The 18,726-nt window shown below is 71.5% G+C and carries 10 protein-coding genes; 1 reads left to right on the plus strand and 9 read right to left on the minus strand.

Annotation, left to right across the window (positions count from 1 at the left end):
- The first annotated feature begins 148 nt into the window (after positions 1-148).
- Entirely contained in the window at positions 149-3,985 is a 3,837-nt protein-coding gene (locus tag RV986_RS17330; RefSeq protein ID WP_475918267.1) for a multifunctional oxoglutarate decarboxylase/oxoglutarate dehydrogenase thiamine pyrophosphate-binding subunit/dihydrolipoyllysine-residue succinyltransferase subunit, read from the plus strand.
- Positions 3,986-4,055: 70 nt separating this feature from the next.
- On the opposite strand, the gene fxsT (RV986_RS17335) is transcribed toward RV986_RS17330, so the two are convergent.
- The 9 genes from fxsT (RV986_RS17335) to fxsA form a co-directional block, all read right to left on the minus strand.
- Positions 4,056-7,037 (minus strand): FxSxx-COOH system tetratricopeptide repeat protein, encoded by a 2,982-nt coding sequence (gene fxsT / locus RV986_RS17335; protein WP_475924308.1) that lies wholly within the window; start codon positions 7,035-7,037, stop codon positions 4,056-4,058.
- Positions 7,038-7,567: 530 nt separating this feature from the next.
- Complete coding sequence (locus RV986_RS17340) at positions 7,568-8,884, minus strand: CHAT domain-containing protein (protein WP_475918268.1); 1,317 nt, start codon at positions 8,882-8,884, stop codon at positions 7,568-7,570.
- Positions 8,874-10,787 carry a magnesium chelatase gene (locus tag RV986_RS17345; RefSeq protein ID WP_475918269.1) on the minus strand — a complete coding sequence of 638 codons (1,914 nt, stop codon included), beginning with the start codon at positions 10,785-10,787 and terminating at the stop codon, positions 8,874-8,876. The genes RV986_RS17340 and RV986_RS17345 overlap by 11 nt, the downstream gene beginning before the upstream one ends.
- A gap of 7 nt (positions 10,788-10,794) precedes the next feature.
- Positions 10,795-11,739 (minus strand): AAA family ATPase, encoded by a 945-nt coding sequence (locus RV986_RS17350; protein WP_475918270.1) that lies wholly within the window; start codon positions 11,737-11,739, stop codon positions 10,795-10,797.
- Positions 11,736-12,158: a CU044_2847 family protein gene (locus RV986_RS17355; protein ID WP_475918271.1), complete on the minus strand. Its 423-nt coding sequence runs from the start codon at positions 12,156-12,158 to the stop codon at positions 11,736-11,738. The genes RV986_RS17350 and RV986_RS17355 overlap by 4 nt, the downstream gene beginning before the upstream one ends.
- Before the next feature lie 106 nt (positions 12,159-12,264).
- The gene (gene fxsT, locus RV986_RS17360; protein WP_475918272.1) at positions 12,265-15,276 is read right to left on the minus strand and encodes an FxSxx-COOH system tetratricopeptide repeat protein; all 3,012 of its coding nucleotides are present in this window, start codon (positions 15,274-15,276) and stop codon (positions 12,265-12,267) included.
- Between the two features lie 192 nt (positions 15,277-15,468).
- Positions 15,469-16,983 (minus strand): aKG-HExxH-type peptide beta-hydroxylase, encoded by a 1,515-nt coding sequence (locus RV986_RS17365; RefSeq protein WP_475924309.1) that lies wholly within the window; start codon positions 16,981-16,983, stop codon positions 15,469-15,471.
- Positions 16,983-18,164 carry an FxsB family cyclophane-forming radical SAM/SPASM peptide maturase gene (locus tag RV986_RS17370; RefSeq protein ID WP_475924310.1) on the minus strand — a complete coding sequence of 394 codons (1,182 nt, stop codon included), beginning with the start codon at positions 18,162-18,164 and terminating at the stop codon, positions 16,983-16,985. Before RV986_RS17370 ends, RV986_RS17365 begins: the two co-directional genes overlap by 1 nt.
- Positions 18,165-18,525: 361 nt before the next feature.
- On the minus strand, positions 18,526-18,708 hold the full coding sequence (gene fxsA, locus RV986_RS17375) for an FxSxx-COOH cyclophane-containing RiPP peptide (RefSeq protein ID WP_475918273.1): 183 nt from the start codon (positions 18,706-18,708) through the stop codon (positions 18,526-18,528).
- Positions 18,709-18,726 lie beyond the last annotated feature (18 nt).

The following is an 18,726-nucleotide window of genomic DNA, read 5'->3' on the forward strand; positions in this document are numbered from 1 at the left end:
TTTCCCGCCATTTCCTTCCCTGAAACACGCTTCCCGATGTGACTTACGCGACGTTGGACCGGCCCGGCCTGACCTTCTCGGCCATGGGGGCGTAGCCTTGATTCCCGCTGTCCATCACCTTGTGAAGCGGAAGAGGGCGGTTGCCGCCGTGTCGCCACAGTCCCCCAGTAACTCGAGCATCTCGACCGATGACCAAGCCGTCGGGAAGAACCCCGCGGCCGCGTTCGGTGCGAACGAATGGCTCGTCGACGAGATCTATCAGCAGTACCTCCAGGACCCGAATTCGGTAGACCGAGCCTGGTGGGACTTCTTCGCCGATTACAAGCCCGGGGCGCCAGCCGCCTCGGCTCCGGCGGGTACTGCGGCCGCGGGGGCCGCAGGGACCACCACGGCGGTTCAGACCGCGCCTGCCGCTCCGGCGGCCCCTGCCGCGCCCACGGCGCCCGCAGCCCCGGTCCAGGCCGCTCCCGCTGCTCCTGCGCCCGCCCCGGCCGCCGCTCCCGCGGCTGTCCCGGCGGCCGCTCCGGCCGCGAAGCCCGCTGCCGCCGCCCCGGCTCCCGCGAAGGCCGCTCCGGCCGCCGCCCCGCCGAAGGCGGCGCCCGTGACCGAGGCCCCCGGGGGTCCCGAGTACGTCACGCTGCGTGGCCCTGCCGGTGCCGTCGCGAAGAACATGAACGCCTCCCTGGACCTGCCCACGGCCACGTCCGTGCGCGCGGTCCCGGTGAAGCTGCTCTTCGACAACCGCATCGTCATCAACAACCACCTGAAGCGGGCCCGGGGCGGGAAGATCTCCTTCACGCACCTGATCGGCTACGCGATGGTGCAGGCCATCAAGGCCATGCCGTCGATGAACTGGCACTACGCGGAGAAGGACGGGAAGCCCACCCTCGTCAGGCCCGCGCACGTCAACTTCGGCCTCGCCATCGACCTGGTGAAGCCGAACGGCGACCGCCAGCTCGTCGTCGCCGGCATCAAGAAGGCCGAGACGCTGAACTTCTTCGAGTTCTGGCAGGCCTACGAGGACATCGTCCGCCGCGCCCGTGACGGCAAGCTGACGATGGACGACTTCACCGGTGTCACGGTCTCCCTGACCAACCCCGGCGGCCTCGGCACCGTCCACTCCGTGCCGCGTCTGATGCCCGGCCAGTCGGTCATCATGGGCGTCGGCTCCATGGACTACCCGGCGGAGTTCCAGGGCACCTCCCAGGACACCCTGAACAAGCTCGGCATCTCGAAGGTCATGACGCTCACGTCGACCTACGACCACCGGGTGATCCAGGGCGCCGCCTCCGGCGAGTTCCTCAGGAACGTCGCGAACCTCCTGCTCGGCGAGAACGGCTTCTTCGACGAGATCTTCGAGGCCCTGCGCATCCCCTACGAGCCGGTCCGCTGGCTCAAGGACATCGACGCCAGCCACGACGACGACGTCACGAAGGCCGCCCGGGTCTTCGAGCTGATCCACTCCTACCGGGTCCGCGGCCACGTCATGGCCGACACCGACCCGCTGGAGTACCGCCAGCGCAAGCACCCCGACCTGGACATCACCGAGCACGGCCTCACCCTGTGGGACCTGGAGCGCGAGTTCGCGGTCGGCGGTTTCGCCGGCAAGTCCCTGATGAAGCTGCGCGACATCCTCGGCGTGCTGCGCGACTCGTACTGCCGCACCACCGGCATCGAGTTCATGCACATCCAGGACCCCAAGCAGCGCAAGTGGATCCAGGACCGCATCGAGCGCTCGCACACCAAGCCGGAGCGCGAGGAGCAGCTGCGCATCCTGCGCCGTCTGAACGCGGCGGAGGCCTTCGAGACCTTCCTGCAGACGAAGTACGTCGGCCAGAAGCGCTTCTCCCTGGAGGGCGGCGAGTCCGTCATCCCGCTGCTCGACGCGGTGATCGACTCGGCCGCCGAGTCCCGCCTCGACGAGGTCGTCATCGGCATGGCCCACCGCGGCCGTCTGAACGTCCTCGCCAACATCGTCGGCAAGTCGTACGCGCAGATCTTCCGCGAGTTCGAGGGCAACCTCGACCCGAAGTCGATGCACGGCTCCGGCGACGTGAAGTACCACCTGGGCGCCGGCGGCACCTTCACGGGCCTGGACGGCGAGCAGATCAAGGTCTCGCTGGCCGCGAACCCGTCCCACCTGGAGACGGTCGACCCGATCATCGAGGGCATCGCCCGCGCCAAGCAGGACATCATCAACAAGGGCGGCACGGACTTCACGGTCCTGCCGATCGCCCTGCACGGTGACGCGGCCTTCGCGGGCCAGGGTGTGGTCGCCGAGACGCTGAACATGTCGCAGCTGCGCGGTTACCGCACCGGCGGCACGGTCCACATCGTCATCAACAACCAGGTCGGCTTCACGGCGGCTCCCGAGTCGTCGCGCTCCTCCATGTACGCCACCGACGTGGCCCGCATGATCGAGGCCCCGATCTTCCATGTGAACGGCGACGACCCCGAGGCCGTCGTCCGTGTCGCGCGGCTGGCCTTCGAGTTCCGTCAGGCGTTCAACAAGGACGTCGTGATCGACCTCATCTGCTACCGCCGCCGCGGGCACAACGAGTCCGACAACCCGGCGTTCACGCAGCCGCTGATGTACGACCTGATCGACAAGAAGCGCTCGGTGCGCAAGCTCTACACCGAGTCCCTGATCGGCCGCGGCGACATCACCCTCGAAGAGGCCGAGCAGGCTCTGCAGGACTTCCAGGGTCAGCTGGAGAAGGTCTTCACCGAGGTCCGCGAGGCCGTCTCGCAGGCCCCCGAGGTGCAGATCACGGACCCGCAGGCGCAGTTCCCGGTGGCCGTGCAGACCGCGGTCTCCCAGGAGATCGTCAAGCGGATCGCCGAGTCCCAGGTCAACATCCCCGACCACGTCACCGTGCACCCGCGGCTGCTCCCGCAGCTGCAGCGCCGGGCGGCGATGATCGAGGACGACACGATCGACTGGGGCATGGGCGAGACCCTCGCGATCGGCTCGCTGCTCCTGGAGGGCACCCCGGTCCGGCTGTCGGGCCAGGACTCCCGCCGCGGCACCTTCGGCCAGCGCCACGCGGTCCTGATCGACCGGGTCACGGGCGAGGACTTCACCCCGCTGCAGTACCTCTCCGACGACCAGGCCCGCTACAACGTCTACGACTCCCTGCTCTCCGAGTACGCGGTCATGGGCTTCGAGTACGGCTACTCGCTGGCCCGCCCGGACGCCCTCGTGATGTGGGAGGCGCAGTTCGGCGACTTCGTCAACGGCGCGCAGACGGTCGTGGACGAGTACATCTCGGCCGCGGAGCAGAAGTGGGGCCAGACGTCCGGCGTCACCCTCCTGCTCCCGCACGGTTACGAGGGCCAGGGCCCGGACCACTCGTCCGCCCGTATCGAGCGGTTCCTCCAGCTCTGCGCCCAGAACAACATGACGGTCGCCCAGCCGACGCTCCCGTCGAACTACTTCCACCTCCTGCGGTGGCAGGTGCACAACCCGCACCACAAGCCGCTGGTGGTCTTCACCCCGAAGTCGATGCTGCGCCTCAAGGCCGCCGCGTCGAAGACGGAGGAGTTCACCACGGGCGCCTTCCGCCCCGTCATCGGCGACGACTCGGTCGACGCCGCGGCGGTCCGCAAGGTCGTCTTCTGCGCCGGCAAGCTGTACTACGACCTTGAGGCCGAGCGGAAGAAGCGCGGCGTCACGGACACGGCCATCATCCGCATCGAGCGCCTGTACCCCCTCGCGGGTGCGGAGCTCCAGGCGGAGATCGCCAAGTACCCGAACGCCGAGAAGTACCTGTGGGCCCAGGAGGAGCCGGCGAACCAGGGCGCGTGGCCCTTCATCGCCCTCAACCTGATCGACCACCTGGACCTGGCCGTCGGCGCCGACATCCCGGGCGCCGAGCGGCTGCGCCGCATCTCCCGCCCGGCCGGCTCGTCCCCGGCCGTGGGCTCGGCGAAGCGGCACCAGGCCGAGCAGGAGCAGCTGGTACGAGAGGTGTTCGAGGCGTAGGTCTCGGGCGCACGCACGAAGGGGCCCGGCCCCGAGTCTTCGGACTCGGGACCGGGCCCGTCGGCTTCCCTCAGGTCGTCTGGGGTTCGAAGTCCCAGTGCGGCCGGGTACGGGAACGGGCCGAAACGGTGTGCACATGCTGGGGTCCCAGCGTGGCGGCCAGCTCCGCCAGCGTCTCCTGCTCGGTCTTCGCCGCCTGTTGACGGTCCCCCAGCGCCCGCAGATCGGCGGCGAGCGCGATACGGGCGGACAGGGTCAGGGGGTGGCTGCGGCCGAGGACCTCGGTGGCGCGGGCGACCGTGTCACGGGTGAGCGCGGCGGCGGACTCCGCGTCCCCGGCGAGGTCGCGCAACGCGGAGGCGTTGAGGGCGCAGCCGAGCGTCCAGGGGTGCCGCTCGCCGACAGCCAGGGTCATGTCGGCGAGGGACTGCTCGGCAAGGACACGCGCCTGCTCGCGCTCGCCGACGTGGCGCAGGATCAGGGCATGGTTGGCACGGGCTCCGGCGGCGTAGGGGTGGCCTTGCGGGAGCATCGCCTCGTAACGGGCGACGACCGACTCGCTCAGCTCGCGTGCCTGGTCGATGTCGCCGTGGTCGCGGGCGAAGCAGCTGTAGCCGGCCGCGAAGATCAGCGTCTGGGAATCGTGCTCGCCCAGGACACGCTCGCCCCGGTCGAGGACCCTGACCAACTGCGCCCCCGCTGCCCCGTCGTCGCCGACCTGGTTCCAGCACTGCGCCAGGTTGTACTCGGCGTGGAGCGTCTGGCGATGGTCCGGGCCCAGGACTTCACGGTGCAGACGTGCGCTCGTCTCCTGGAGCGACGCGGCTTCCCGGTACCGGCCCAGCAGACGCAGATCGGTCGCGCAGAAGATCTCCGAGTAGAGCGTCCACACATCCCGGGGTCCCAGGATCTCCCGACGGGCGGTGAGCGTCTCCCGGTCGATGTCCATGGCCTCCAGGTAGCGGCCGAGCAGTCGCTGCGAGACCGCCATGTTGTTCTGCGCCGCCAACGTCCTCGGAGCGGCCGCGCCGAGGAGCCGGGCATAGCCGTCGCAGACCTCCCGGGACAGGGCCAGTGCCTCCTCGTAGCGGGCGAGCGCCCGCAGGTCGGCGGCGAGGCTGCCCGCGGCACGCAGATACTCGGGGTCCGAGGCGCCGTGTACCTCTCGGTGCTGCTCCAGCGCCGCCCGGCTGACGGCCTCGCTGTGCTGGTAGTCGCCGCAGGCCCGGAGCAGGTTGGCGTAATGGTGGCCCAGATCCCGCACGTCGTGGGTGTCGAGGAGCTCCTGCCAGGCGGGCACGACCTGTTCGGCGATCCGGACACCCGCACCGTACTCGCCCGAGAGGTACATGTACCGAAGGCAGTTCAGCACCAGCCTGCGGGCGGGCGGGGCGGTGCTCCGCAGCACGCCCGCGTATCTCAGGTGGGGGACGATATCGGCGTAGCGAGGCCACGCGCGCGTCTCCGCGGGGGTGGCGGGGTCGGCTGCGGCCAGGGCGCGGTGGACCACGTCGGCCAGCTCCCGGCGGTCCTCCTCGGGCATGTCGCCGCGGACGATCTGGTGAACCATACGGTGCATGGCGAGGTAGGAGGCCGAGCCCTCGGTCTCGTGGGAGTCCAGGCGGACCACCGAATAGCGGCGCAGTTGCTGGAGTGCCGCACTCCACAGCGCCGGGTCCGTCAGCAATGCGGTCACCCGCTCCGGCACCCCCTCGGTCGGCATCGCTCTGAGCAGGTGTACGGGTATGGAGCCGGGCTCGAAGAACGTGCACAGGCGCAGCAGGTCCACGGACTCGGGGACCATCTCGTGGAGTTTGTTCAGCAGGATCGACCATGTCGTCCGAAAGGCGACCGGGAAGTCGGTCGACACCTGCGCGGGGCTCTGGGCGAGGTCGGTGTCCAGGCGTTCCACGTACTCCTCCACCGACATGGCGGAGTCCCTGAGCCAGCCCGCCGCCTGGTCGAGCAGCAGCGGCAGATCCCAGAGGGCGACGGCCAGTCGGTCCGCCTCGGCTTCGGTCAGGCGTGGGACACGGTGGCGGATGAACGCCACCGACTCGTCGCGGCTGAAGGCCGGCACCTCCAGCAGCCCGCTGTTGTGCTCGCCCCACCCCTGATTGCGCGAGGTGATCAGGACATGGCCCGGACCGGTCGGTACGAGATCCAGGACCTGGTCGGGCTCGTCCGCACTGTCCAGGATCAGCAGCCAGCGGGCGTACGGATCCCCCCGGCGCAGGGAGTCCCGTACGGCGCGCAGTCGCTCGCCGTACTCCTCGCCCGTCGACAGCCGCAACTCCGGTGCCAGCTCGGCCAGTCGGCGCCGATAGGTGACCCGGCTCTCCGCGCCGACCCACCACACCACGTCGTACTCGGAGCGGAACCGGTGCGCGTACTCGGCGGCGAGCTGTGTCTTGCCCACGCCCGACATGCCGAGCAGCGTGACCATGCCCGTCCCGCGCTCGGTGTCCCGCAGCAGGTGATAGATGTCGTTGAGGAGCGGCTCGCGGCCTGTGAAGCGGGTGTTGCGGCGTGGTACGCCGCCCCACACCTCGGGCAGGGCCGCCGGGAAGCGCGGGCCCCGGACGGGACTGTTCGCGGTCGTGGGTGCCGGGTCGGTGGACAGGCCGAGCCGGTCCAGGACACGGCGCTCCGCCTCGTCGGCGCGCACGCCGTGCAGGTCGGCCGGGGCGAGCGTGGTCAGCGGGACGGGCAGGGAGGTCGTCGTCACGAGGACGGTCGCGAAACGGTCCGCGTGAGGAACGACGACCTCGCGCACGATCGCGTCCCACTCCTCGGGGTTGCGCCGGACGGGTTCGAGATACCACTCGCTGATGACCAGGAGAACCGGTCCCGGTGCCAGGAGCAGATCGCGCAGCTCCTGGTCGAGCAGGATGTCGTCCGCCGGATAGCGGCGTTGGTACGAGACGCGGTGGCCGTGCCGCTCCAGCAGATCCCCGATCCAGACGGCCCAGGCCCGGTCGAATGCGGCGAAGCTGATCGTGACCGTCTGCCGTCCGGTGCGGGCCGGGAGTCGCGCCCCGATCGGCTCCAGCGGTTCACCGGAGCGCGGGCTTTCCCCGGTCGGAACACGCCGGAGGCGCTCGGGTGTCGGCGCGGGAGATGCCTCTGGAATCGGCAGCCGGGTCGGTGCGGAGGCCCGTTCACGTACCACCTCCGCGAGTTTCGCCGTCGGTGCCCGCCCCGACTCCCGGGTACGGACCTCGGACAGCAGTTCGGCCTTACGGACCGGCACACCCCACTGGTTGCTGACGGTCAGCCACAGCGCGGCCCGCCCGGACTGCCGGCCGGTCGACACCCGGAAGCGGGCCGGGCCGTAGGTACCGCCGAAGCGGTGGAGCACGACGCTCGGTTCGTCGAGGGCCGTGCACACGAAGTACGGGGAGCCGTCGAGCGAGACGGTGAAGGTGAACTCTTCCTCCGGGTAGGGCCAGGCGGGCGAGGCGTCGCCCGCCGCGGACAGCGGGCCGCGCAGGTCGACGGTGACCAGGTAGTCGCATTCCGTCTCGGCCTGCCGCGGCCAGGCGACGACGGGTTCGATGAGGAGGGGATGCTCGTCGCCGTTCACCACACCCCTTCCCCTCGGGTGCGCCACTCGTCCTCCCCGGTGAGCCGCAGGGTGGTGAGCGGGTGCCCGTAGTAGTGGAACATGAAGGCGTACAGAAGCCGCAGAACCCGTTTCTGGCCGAGCCTGTCGACCTGACCGTCATCGTTGCGAATCGTCGGGATGGCCGCCAGGGAGCCGAACTCCTCGACCGCGCGGGCCCGGAAGGACCGCAGGGTTTCACTGACCGGGGTGTTCGGGTGGCCGGTCACCTCGCGGACCAGCCGCCGGACCAGCGCGCGGGCCTCCTGGTCACCGACCTTCCCCGAGGTGACGATGCAGCCGCCGGCCCCTTTGCGCAGGAAGAGTTCGGCGAAGCCGCGCAATGCCTCCTCGCCCTGGCCGCTGTTGTCGACGAAGCGCCCGGAGTGGCAGGCGTTGAGACAGACCAGGGAGCGGTCGGCGCGCAGGACGCGCATGGTCTGGCTGTTGAACTCGGCCCAGGTGCGGTCGCCGAGCGAGAGTCGCGGGACGGTGTCGCCGTAGGTCCCGTGGCAGCCCATGTAGATCAGACCGGTGCGATGGACGGGCGTGTCGAGTGCTTGGAGGAAGGGCGTCATCTCCAGGTGCAGGTGGTGCGTGTAGGGCGCGAAGACGCTGCCGTCGTCGACCATGTCCTTGTGGAGATAGCCGAGGACCCGGCCGTGGCAGTCCCCCTTCTCGCGCGGCAGGTCCTGGCCGGTGTCGCGCACGGTCGTCCAGCGGGCCATGGCGAGCAGCGCGCCCAACAGCCCGCCCTTCAGGTCGTGCCGGGTGTCCGCGGGTATCCAGAAGAGTTCCCAGGGAAGTTCGTATCCGGTGTCGTCCCAGACGATGAGACGCAGCGCGGCACCGTGCCGGGCGCGAATCCGGTTGATCCAGTGGGCCAGCTCGTCCTGGTTGCCGGACCAGAGCTGGATGGCGCGCAGGATCTCGGAGGGGTACTCGCCCTCGCCGCTGACGTTTCCGAGGCTGACGGCGGGAGCGGTGAGCCGGGTCGGGCCGGCCGAACACGTCACCGTGAGGTCGCCGCACCAACCGCGCAGTCGGTAGGCGGGTCGGCCGCCCGCCCCTTCGGCGCGTACGACGTGGAGCACGGCGAACCCGTCCTCCAGACGGGCGTGGGGCAGGACCGCGCCCTCGCCGATCCCGGCGGGCGGATCGTGCGGGTGACGCAGTGGGAGCACGGGGGCGGGTTCGCGGCGGGCCGCGGCCCGCAGACCGGGGAGGGCGGCACGGCGCATCGCGGAGCCCGCCCCCGTCAGCCAGCGCGCACCGCGCTGCGGCTCACCGGTCACCGCCACCCGTTTCCCCGTCTCCTGCCCGGCCCCCGGCGGCGCGTCCCTCGACCACGGTGCCGCCGAGTGCGTCGGCCAGCGCGAACGGCAGGTCCCCGTACGGCTGCCGGGCCGCGTCGACGACGGCGACGCGCACGCGTGTCCTGTCCATGGAGCTGATGTGTGCCGCGGCCTTGAAGGTGTCCTCGATGCCTTCGGCGCCCACCTGACCGGCCGTCCGGCCGGTGTGGCTGGCCCACAGGGGTACGTTGCCGCGGCCGTCGGTGACGACGACCAGCCAGGCCTCCACCAGGCTGTTCCCGTGCTGGCGGAACGCTCGGCGCAGTGTCTGCCCGGCCTGTTCGATGCCGTGGGCGAGTGGAGTGGCGCGGCCCTGGGGCCGGTACAGCGCGGCGAGGACGCGGGGGTCGAGAACACTGCGGGCGGCGAAGGACTCCGCCCGCAGTTCGTCGGGCGCCTCCGCGCCGCCCACCTCGATCACCTGGGCCGCCGCCCGTCCGGTGTAGGCCCACTCCAGGAAGGGCGTGAGTGCGTCCTGCCAGTCCCAGTCCTCGCGGCAGGTGTGGTCGAGCACCAGGACGAGCAGGCGTTCGGAGGCTCCGGCGCGGACGTTGCTGTGCAGGTCGACGGGCGAGACCGTGAACCGTTCGGTACGGCGCACGCGCTGGTGCACGGCGGCCTCGCGCACGGTGCGCACATAGGCGAGGTCGCGCAGCTCCCTGGCCCGCCGGGTCCCGATGACGACGCCGCGCGTCGAGGCCGGGCCGGCCGTGCGCTGCCAGGGGTTGCGCAGGGGGGCGTAGTCGCCCGGCGCCACCGCGTCGTCCTCGGGGTAGGGGGTTGCCCGGACGGCGGGAGCGCCGCCGGGGATGCTCCCGATGCCTTCCGCGGGCTCGGTCTCCAGCAGCGGCCGGCCGGGCCGGGGGCGGTGCGGCTTGTCCTGTGCGGGTCGGCTCAGGTCGGGGACGCTGCTCTGGGAGCCCTGGCCGGTCCGCGCGGACGGCGGCGGGTCGGTCGGGCCGGGTCCCGGATCGGCGGACTGCGGTGCGGGCGTGACGCCCAGCCCCACCAGTCGTGCCGCCTCGTCGCCGTGGCGGGCCGTGGCCGTCCGCTCCCCGTCCAGCGTGGCGAGAGTCCGGGTCAGCCGCGCAAGCGCGAGTTCCCTGCGGACGCTCGCGTCGGGGCCCAGGAGTTCCCGTACGCGAGCGATGGCGTCGTCGGTGACCGTGGCCGCCGGGGCGGCGGGGCGCGATGCGCTCTCGGCGGCGGCGGTGAGCCAGGCGGCCGGCACCGTTTCGAGCAGTTGGTCGGCCGGTGGCAGCCGCAGGCCCGCGGCCGGCAGTCGCAGGGCGAACCGGTCCAGCAGGTGGGCGCTGATCCGGCCCGCGTCGGCCGATGGACAGGCGGCCAGCCAGCGTGCCCGGGGCCGGGCCTGGTGGCTCAGCCCGGCGTGCTCGACCACGGCGACCTCGGCGCCGAGGAGCTGGACGGCCGCGCGCATGCCGGCGACGCTCAGCCGGGTCAGGTCCGGCACCACGATCAGCGGGGGCGGCCCGGGGCTGCCGTCCGCCGCGATGAGCGGGCCGGGTCGCGTCCGGAACGAGACGCCGTCCCGTTCCTGGTGCAGCTCGGGCCGGACCCACAGGTCTTCGTCGCGGCTGGCGGCTCCCAGCACGACCGGGGCCCCGGCCGGCCCCTCGGATCCCGCCAGGATGTCGGCGAACACCCCGGCCACCCGGGTGATCAGCCGGGGTTCCAGGTCGAAGAGGAGGACACCGGTCAGCGCCGGGTCGACGGCGGCGCACACGAGGGCGCGGACCAGCCGCCGCGCGAGGCCGTCGGGTTCCTCGTGCGCGGCGGGCGGGTCCGGTGCCTCGCTGTCGCCGGTCGGTTCGCTGGGCATGGCGCGGTCAGCCGGCGTCGAAGAGGTCCTTGAGCCGGGCCTGGTCGCCCGGACCCCATTCGAAGGTCCCCCCGTGGGCGGACTCCGGCCGACGGTGCCGCAGTGCCAGCGGCAGCACCCGCAGCAGATGACCGGGTTCCACCTGGTCCGCGCCGTCGAGCGCGGCGACCGCGCGGGCCGCCAGGACGGCCACGATCTCCCCGCGCTGACCGACGGCCTCCACCCGTACGGCCGCCTCCGCGCACAGCCGGACGACGTCGTCGGGCACCCGGGTCCGCGGCACCCGCTCCCGCGCGCTCTCCAGCCGGGCGCGGATCGCGGCGTTGTCCCGGTGGGCCTCGGTCAGCCAGCCGGACTCCTCCTTGTCGCCTTCCTCCTCGAAGTCCAGCACGGTTCGGATCATCCGGCAGCGGTCCTCGGTGTCCAGGTGGGTGGCGGTGACCATGAGCCCGAAGCGGTCGAGCAGCTGCGGCCGCAGCCCGCCCTCCTCGGGGTTCATCGTGCCCACCAGGCCGAACGAGAGGTGTTTGGCGGCGGCCAGCCCCTCCCGCTGCACGGACAGCACACCCGTCGAGACGACGTCGAGGATGATGTTGACGAGGTGGTCGTCCAGAAGGTTCACCTCGTCCACGTAGAGCAGGCCCTTGTCGTCGGCCTCCTCCAGGAGTCCGGGTTGCGGCCGGGCCTCGCCGCGCATCAGCGCGTCGAGTTCCCAGCCGCCGAGGACCCGGTCGTCGGTCGCGTTGATGGGAAGGGTGACGGGCAGCTCCTCATGGACCATGAGGGCGAAGGCCCGGACGAGGGTGGACTTGGCGGTCCCCCGCGCCCCGGCCATCAGCACACCGCCGATCCGTGGCACGACATGGTTGAGTTCCAGCGCCAGCTTGAGATCGTCCTGCCCCACCACACGGCTGTACGGGAGGATGCGCACGGCACCCGCCGCCCGGCTCACGAGGCCGCCCCCTCCGGGCTCCCCGTCGCGCCGTCCGGCGCGCCGCCGGACACGGCACCGGAGGTCTGCCACTTGAAGGTGATCTGCAGCTGCGCCTCGGCCCCGCTCTTCACCAGCGCGGCCACCCCGGCGTCCACCTTGATGGAGAGCTGCAATTCGATCTCGTCGGGCCGCAGCCGATCGTCGAGTTCACCGAACCTCCGTACGGCCTGTACGGCGCAGCGGCGCGCCAGGTCCAGTCCGTCGCCGTAGGCGTCCCGGGCGACCTCGACCACGCGCCGGGCGGCCCCGTCCCGGGTGTCCTCGTCGCCGTAGACGAGGTCGAGGCCGTCGGAGGCGGCCTCGCTCGGCTCGGTGTCGACTTCGATGGGAATCGGCCCGTCCGCGCCCGCCGGGACAGGCCCCACTAAGATCACCACACGCCCCCCTGATCCAACTCTCGTGTGTTGTGCGACCGTTGAGAGAGAACAGGGTCATTCCCCGGCACACAGGGGGTTATGCGCACCAGGGGCGGACACTCGGGGATCAGGTCGAGATGGGCTCGAAGTCCCAGTAGGGGCGGTTTCGGGAGCGGGCCGAAATGGTGTGGACGTGCTGGGGGCCCAGCGTGCCGACCAGGTCGGTGAGGGCTTCCTGTTCGACCTTCTCTGCCTGCCGGCCGTCCCGCAGTCCACGCAGGTCGGCGGCGAGGGCGATACGGGCCGAGAGGGTGAGCGGATGGGTGCGCCCCAGGGTCTCGATGGCCCGGGTGACCGTGTCCTGGCTGAGCGTGGCGGCCGACTCGGGGTCGCCGATGAGGTTGCGCAGGGCGGCGGCGTTGATGGCGCAGCCGAGCGTCCAGGGGTGGTTCTCGCCGACGGCCGCGGTCATGTCGGCCAGCGCTTCCTCGCTCACGACGTGGGCTTGGTCGCGTTCGCCGACGCTGCGCAGGACCAGGGCGTGGTTGGCCCGGACTCCGGCGATGTAGGGGTGCCCCTCGGCGAGCATCACCTCGTAGCGGGCGAGGGCGGACTCGCCGATCTCCCGCGCCTGGTCGATGTCGCCGTGCTCGCGCACGAAACAGCTTGTGATGGCCGCGTACCTCAGCATGTCCGGGTGCGTCTCGCCCAGCACCCGCTCACCGCGCTCCAGCACCCGGGCGAACAGCGGACCCGCGGCCCGGCGGTCGCCGCTGCGGTACTGGCACTGGGCCAGGTTGTGTTCGGCGTCCAGGGTCTGCGGGTGGTCGAGCCCCATGACGATGCGGTGTTCGCGCACGCTCTCCGCCTGGATGGACTCCGCCTCGGCGTAGCGGCCCAGGAGGCGCAGATCCGTCGCGTACGAGATCTGCGAACTGAGCGTCCAGGGATGCCGTCCGCGCAACAGCTGCCCGCGTGACTCCATGGTCTGCCGGTCGATACGCAGGGCCTCTTCGAAGCGGCCGAGCAGCCGCAGGGACACCGCGAGGTTGTTCTGGGCTCCCAGGGTGCGCGAGTCGGCGTCGCCGAGGAGGTCGCGGTAGGCGGTGAAGATCCACTGGGAGAGTTCCAGCGCCTCGTCGTAGCGGGCGAGGCCGCGCAGGTCGGCGGCGAGGCCCATGGCGGCGCGCAGGTGTTCCAGGTCCTGGGGGCCACGTTCCTCGCGCAGGTGCTCGACGGCGGCGCGTTCGATGGCCTCGGTGCGCTGGTAGTCGCCGACCTTGCGCAGCAGGTTCGCGTAGTGGTGGGTCAGCTCCCAGACCCGGGGGTGGTTCTCACCGAGCAGTGCCTTCCATGCCTCCATGGCGCGTTCGCCGAGCTTGATGCCCGCGTTGTACTCGCCCGAGAGGTACATGTAGCGAAGGCAGTTGAAGACCAGCCCCTGTACGGCGGGGTCCTTGCTCTGCAGTACGTCCGCGTACTTCAGGTGCGGCACGATCTCCGCGTATCCGGGCCACAGCCGGGTGTCCGTGGGACGACGCGGATCGGCCGCGGCCAGGGCCCGCCGCACCACGTCGACGAACTCGCGGTGATCCTCGTCCGGCATGTCCTTGTGGACGATCTGATGGACCATGCGGTGCAGATAGAGAGACTCGCCGGAGGACGCGGTCTCGTCCATGCCCGTCTCGTGGGACTCCAGACGCACGACCGAGTACTGGCGGAGCTGGTTGATCGCCTTGTTCCACAGCAGCGGGTCGTTGAGGAGCCCCACGATCTGTTCGGGCAACTCGTCGTGCGGCATCTCCCTGAGGAGGCGTACGGGGATGAAGCCGGGCGCGAAGAAGGTACACAGGCGCAGCAGGTCCACGGACTCCGGGACGGTGTCGCGGAGCTTGTTCAGCAGTATCGACCAGGCGGTCTGGAAGGCGACCGGGAAGTCCGCGGACACCTTGACGACATCCCCGTCGATACCGCCGTCCAGAAGGGCGATGTAGTCCTGCACGGAGAGGTCGGAGTCGTTGAGCCAGCCCGCCGTCTGGTCGAGGAGAAGGGGAAGGTCCTCCAGGGCGTCGGCCAACTGGTCGGCCTCGGCGTCGGTGAGCCGGGGTGCCCTGCGGCGGATGAAGGCCACCGACTCGTCGCGCGCGTAGACCGGCACCTCCAGCAGCTTGCTGTTGTGCTCGCTCCACTCGGGGTTGCGGGAGGTGATCAGGACATGGCCGGGGCCGGTCGGTACGAGGTCCCAGATCTGGTCGGGTTCGTCCGCACCGTCCAGGATCAGCAGCCAGCGGGAGTACGGCTCACCGCGCCGCAGCGAGTCCCGGACCGCGCGCAGCCGCTCGCCGTACTCCGCGCCCGTCGACAGTCCCAACTGCGGTGCCAGCTCCGCCAGTCGGCGGCGGTAGGTGACCCGCTTCTCCGCGTTCACCCACCACACCACGTCGTACTCGGACCCGAACCGGTACACGTACTCGGCGGCGAACTGTGTCTTGCCCACCCCCGGCATGCCGTGCAGGGTGACGACACCGGCGCCGGCCTCGGCGCCCTGGAGCAGGTGGTAGGCCTCGCTCAGCAGCCGCTCGCGGCCGGTGAAGCGGGTGTTGCGCCGCGGTACGCCGCCCCACACCTCGGGCATGGCCGCCGGGAAACGGGGGCCGCGCCGGGCGCCGTCCGCAGAGTTCGGCAGTGGGTCGGCGGGCAGGTCGAGGCGTTCCAGGACACGCCGCTCGGCCTCGTCGGCACCCACGTTGGTCAGGTCGACGGCGGCGAACACCGCGGCGGCGCTGGGCACCGAGGCCGAAGTGACCGAGACGGCCGCGAAACGGGTCGGGTCGGGAACCACGACCTCGCGCAGGGCCGCGTTCCACTCCTCGTGGGTGCGCGGACCCAGCTGGAAATACCACTCGCTGACGACGACCAGGATCCGGCCCTCGGCGAGTTTCAGGTCACGCAACAGGTCCACGAGGGGAACCTCGGCCGGAGACTCCCACAGCAGAAAGTGGACGCGCAGGCCGCGCCGCTTCAGACGGTCCCCGATCCAGGCCGCCCAGGCCCGGTTGAAACCGGCGAAGCTGATCGTGACGGTCTGCCTCGCGGCCCCCCTCTCGGTTGGCCCGACCGGCGTAAGAGCTCCAGACATGCAGCGGCCTCCCCGCGCGTGATTTTAGAACCTGGGCGAGGTCCCGCGATAGGGCGCTGACGAGATACCAGTCGCTTGCTCCACGGTTTCCGCACGGTTCCCTTTCAAGCGACGATCTTGACGCAATGATCGTCCCGCGTCCGGGATCCCGGAGCATTCTGCGGCGGCATGGCTCGTTCGGCGGCACATGGCTCAATCCGTGGGGGCGTGACGCTGCGTCCAGAGCGCGCGGGCCGCCTGGACGTACGCCTGAGCACGGGCCGCCTGCCCGCGGGGCGCCGGATGCTCCGCCAGCCGTTCGTACACCAGGACCATCTGGTCGACGAACCGGCGCCCGCGTGGGGTGAGATCGCCCGACCCGACGAGGGCCGGCAGTACGGCGCCGACCTGCTCCCGATAGCGCGCGTGCTGGGCCCAGGCGGAGTCGCGGTCGGCCGGGTGCGTGCCGGCCAGCGCGCGGCGCTGGAAGAAGTCCGCCAGGGCGAGGTGGGAGTAGGCGCCTTGCAGCAATCCGTCGTACGGACGCGGATCGGGACGCCAGGGTGCGAAGTAACGTGCCTGCGGTCCGGCGTGATGGAGGGTCAGCATGTCGCTCAGCGCGGCGAGTTTGGTGTGCTGCAGTTCGTGCACCAGGGTGGCCGCGAAGACGGTGGGGCTGGGCGGGGTGCTGCTGAGAACGGCGCCGAAGGCCTCGCGCCGGGTGCCACTGCAACTGCCGGTGGTGCGGCCGCCGGGGGGCGAGCCGGGCGGCGCGGACAGCGGGACCAGACAGCGCAGCAGGTCTGCAGCCTCCGTGACGCGGTACTCGCCACCGAGCCGCAGCTCGGACGCGACGCCCGACCAGGACTGCAGCCAGCGCTTGCGCTCGGCGTCGTCGAGACTGACCGGGCCGCTCAGCGTGTGGTGGCCGGGGGCGCCGCGTGCGGTGCGGTAGGGGTCGAGGTCGTCCAGTGGTACGGGCGCGGAGCCGGGCAGCAGACCGGGCAGCGCGTGCGCGGGCGTCCAGGCGGCGTCGTCGGACCAGGCGCCGATGCCGCTCTGCAGGCGTACGACGACGTCCTTCTCCCCAGGTCGACGCAGTGTCAAGCTCCGGTGGCGGTGGAGGACGTCGACCGGGGAGTTGCCGGGGGCGGTCGTGCGCAGTGCGCCGAGAGAGGGCAGCGTGAGCACTCCGTCGCGCGGGAGCAGTCGTACCGTGCAGGAGACCCCGGCGCGGGCGGCGGCCACCACGGCGAGGGTGCTGAAGTGGGCGAGGTCCTGGCCCAGTTCGCGCGTGTCCCGCTCCGCGCCCGGTCCGCCGCCCGCGGCAAGCCCACGCAGACAGTGCCGGGCCCACGGTCCGACCAGGGGATGCAGGAGGAGGGCGCGGACCGGTGACGGCGCGGGCCCCGCGGCCGCGACGCAACCCGCCGCCCGGACTCCGTCGGCGGAGCCCGTCGCTCCCGGTCCGGGGTACCGCGAGGTCACCGACCGGCCGCGCGCCGTCTCCCGGTCCGCCTCCTCCAGCAACGCCCAGTCCTCCCGCAGCCGGGCCTTGGCATCGGCAGGGCAGACCGCGGGATCGGCCGCCTCGACGGCGTCGAGCACCGCGCGCAGCAGGAGCAGCCGCCGGGTGTGCTGATCGCGTACCAGGAGCCCCAGGGTCTCGGGGCCGCCTTCGGTGCGACCGAGTTCTTCCAGGGCTCGTTGCGGGACCACCGGCAGGATCACAGGACACCCCCTTCGCGGGAGGCGGCTGCGGGCACGGCGTCCACGGAGAGCCTCCGTGCCACATGGCGGATGAATCGCTGCAGGTCACCGCAGTAGACGGACGGGTTGGCGAAGCCTTCCCCGGCCCGGTATCGATGCGCGTAGTGTCCGCCGCCGCAGACGGCGAGCAGCGGGCAGGCCCGGCAGCGCGCCGCCAGCGCGGCGACGCCCGCCTGCCGGGCCGCGACGCCGGGGTGGCGCAGTGCCTCGTCGAAGGTGTGCCGGAAGACGTCGAGGCCGGTCGCCGCGGCCCCCTCGTAGCAGGACTTCAGGGAGTCCACCTGCTCGATCGAGCCGTCCGTCTCCACGACCACGGCGTCGAACGGGGCAAGGCCCAGCGACTCCGTCGCGGCGGGCAGCCCGAGCAGCAGGGCGATGCACTCCTCGAAGAGCCGCACCCGGGTCTCCCGCCGTCCGGCACCCCACCAGCGGTCGAAGAAGGCGCACAGCCAGTCGCCGTACGGGACCCCCGTCCGGTCCCAACTCGGGGGCGGGGACGACCAGTTGCCGTGCGGCAGCAGCAGGTCGAGGGCCGGTGGACGCAGGGCGAGCAGGGACTCGTACGTCTCGACCGGGTCCGTCGTCGGATCGACGACCGTGAGGATCCCTGCGTACGCCTCGGGAAAGCGGTCGGCGATCAGGCGGGCGCCGCGCGCGGCGGCGGGCCAGGAGGCGCGTCCCGCGTGGTCCACCCGCAGCGCGTTGTGGCGGGCCGAGCCGCCGTCGAGGCTGATGCCGACACGGATGTCGTGCCGGGCCAGGGCCGCGAGCCGCCGCTCGGTGAGCAGGGTGGCGTTGGTCTGGACGGTGGCATGGACGGCACAGGGGGCGGGGACCAGGTCCCGTACGCGATCGGTGAAGCGGGCGAGGGTGTCCACACCGGCGAGCAGGGGTTCGCCGCCGTGCAGGACCAGGGAGAGGGCCGTCAGACGGTGGGTACGGGCGTGTTCGGCGACGCGGTCCGCCGTACGGGTCAGGACGTCCGGCGGAGCGGCGGCGGGGCGGGCGCGCCAGGTGCGGTCGGGGCCCTCGTAGAGGTAGCAGTAGCGGCAGGCGAGGTTGCACCGGCCGTGCACCTTGACGATGAACTGCCGAAAAGGGAAGGGCGGTCCGGGGTGCCCCGGGGGCCCGGAGAGCACGGGGGCGGGTTCGGGCGTCCCGGACCGTACAGCGTCCGGATCGGGAGGCCGGACGGAGGTCGCCTCGTCAGACACTCCGCACCCCCATGCCGTACGGCCCGCGGTTCCGCACCACGGCCCCCTGCCGTACGGGGCCGCATTCCCTGACGGGCTCACCTTGCAAACGCGGAACGATCGAAGTTGTCCGGTTCAACCGCGGGACGGACCGGAACTGTCCCCCCGTGGAAGCAAATTGACCGCCCCTCTTCTGGTTCTGTTCTGTTTCCGTCCTGTTTCCGTCCTGGTTCCGCCCTGGTTCCGTCCCCGGCTCCGTCCAGGCTCTGCCCCGGCGTTGTCCTGGCTCCTGTCCGGCCCGTTTCTCTCAGAAGGCGTTGTTGAACCCCCACAACATCTCGCTCGGCTGCCCCGCCCGCTCCCTGAGTTCCTCCAGTACCTCCTCCAGGACCGGATGCCGAATCGTCCGCAGGTCCGTGAGGTCCAGCCCCAGCAGGTCCGGAAGCCGCTCCTCGGCAGCCGGCACCTCGCCCTGATCCGGTACGCCCATGCCCTCCCCCTCTCTCCC

This window comes from Streptomyces sp. RLA012, assembly GCF_056270325.1.

What these genes read in the sequence shown, in the direction of transcription:
- RV986_RS17345 (WP_475918269.1), bottom strand. Translation starts at nt 10,787, where the DNA reads ATGCCCAGCGAACCGACCGGCGACAGCGAGGCACCGGACCCGCCCGCC.
- fxsT (WP_475918272.1), bottom strand. Translation starts at nt 15,276, where the DNA reads ATGTCTGGAGCTCTTACGCCGGTCGGGCCAACCGAGAGGGGGGCCGCG.
- fxsA (WP_475918273.1), bottom strand. Translation starts at nt 18,708, where the DNA reads ATGGGCGTACCGGATCAGGGCGAGGTGCCGGCTGCCGAGGAGCGGCTT.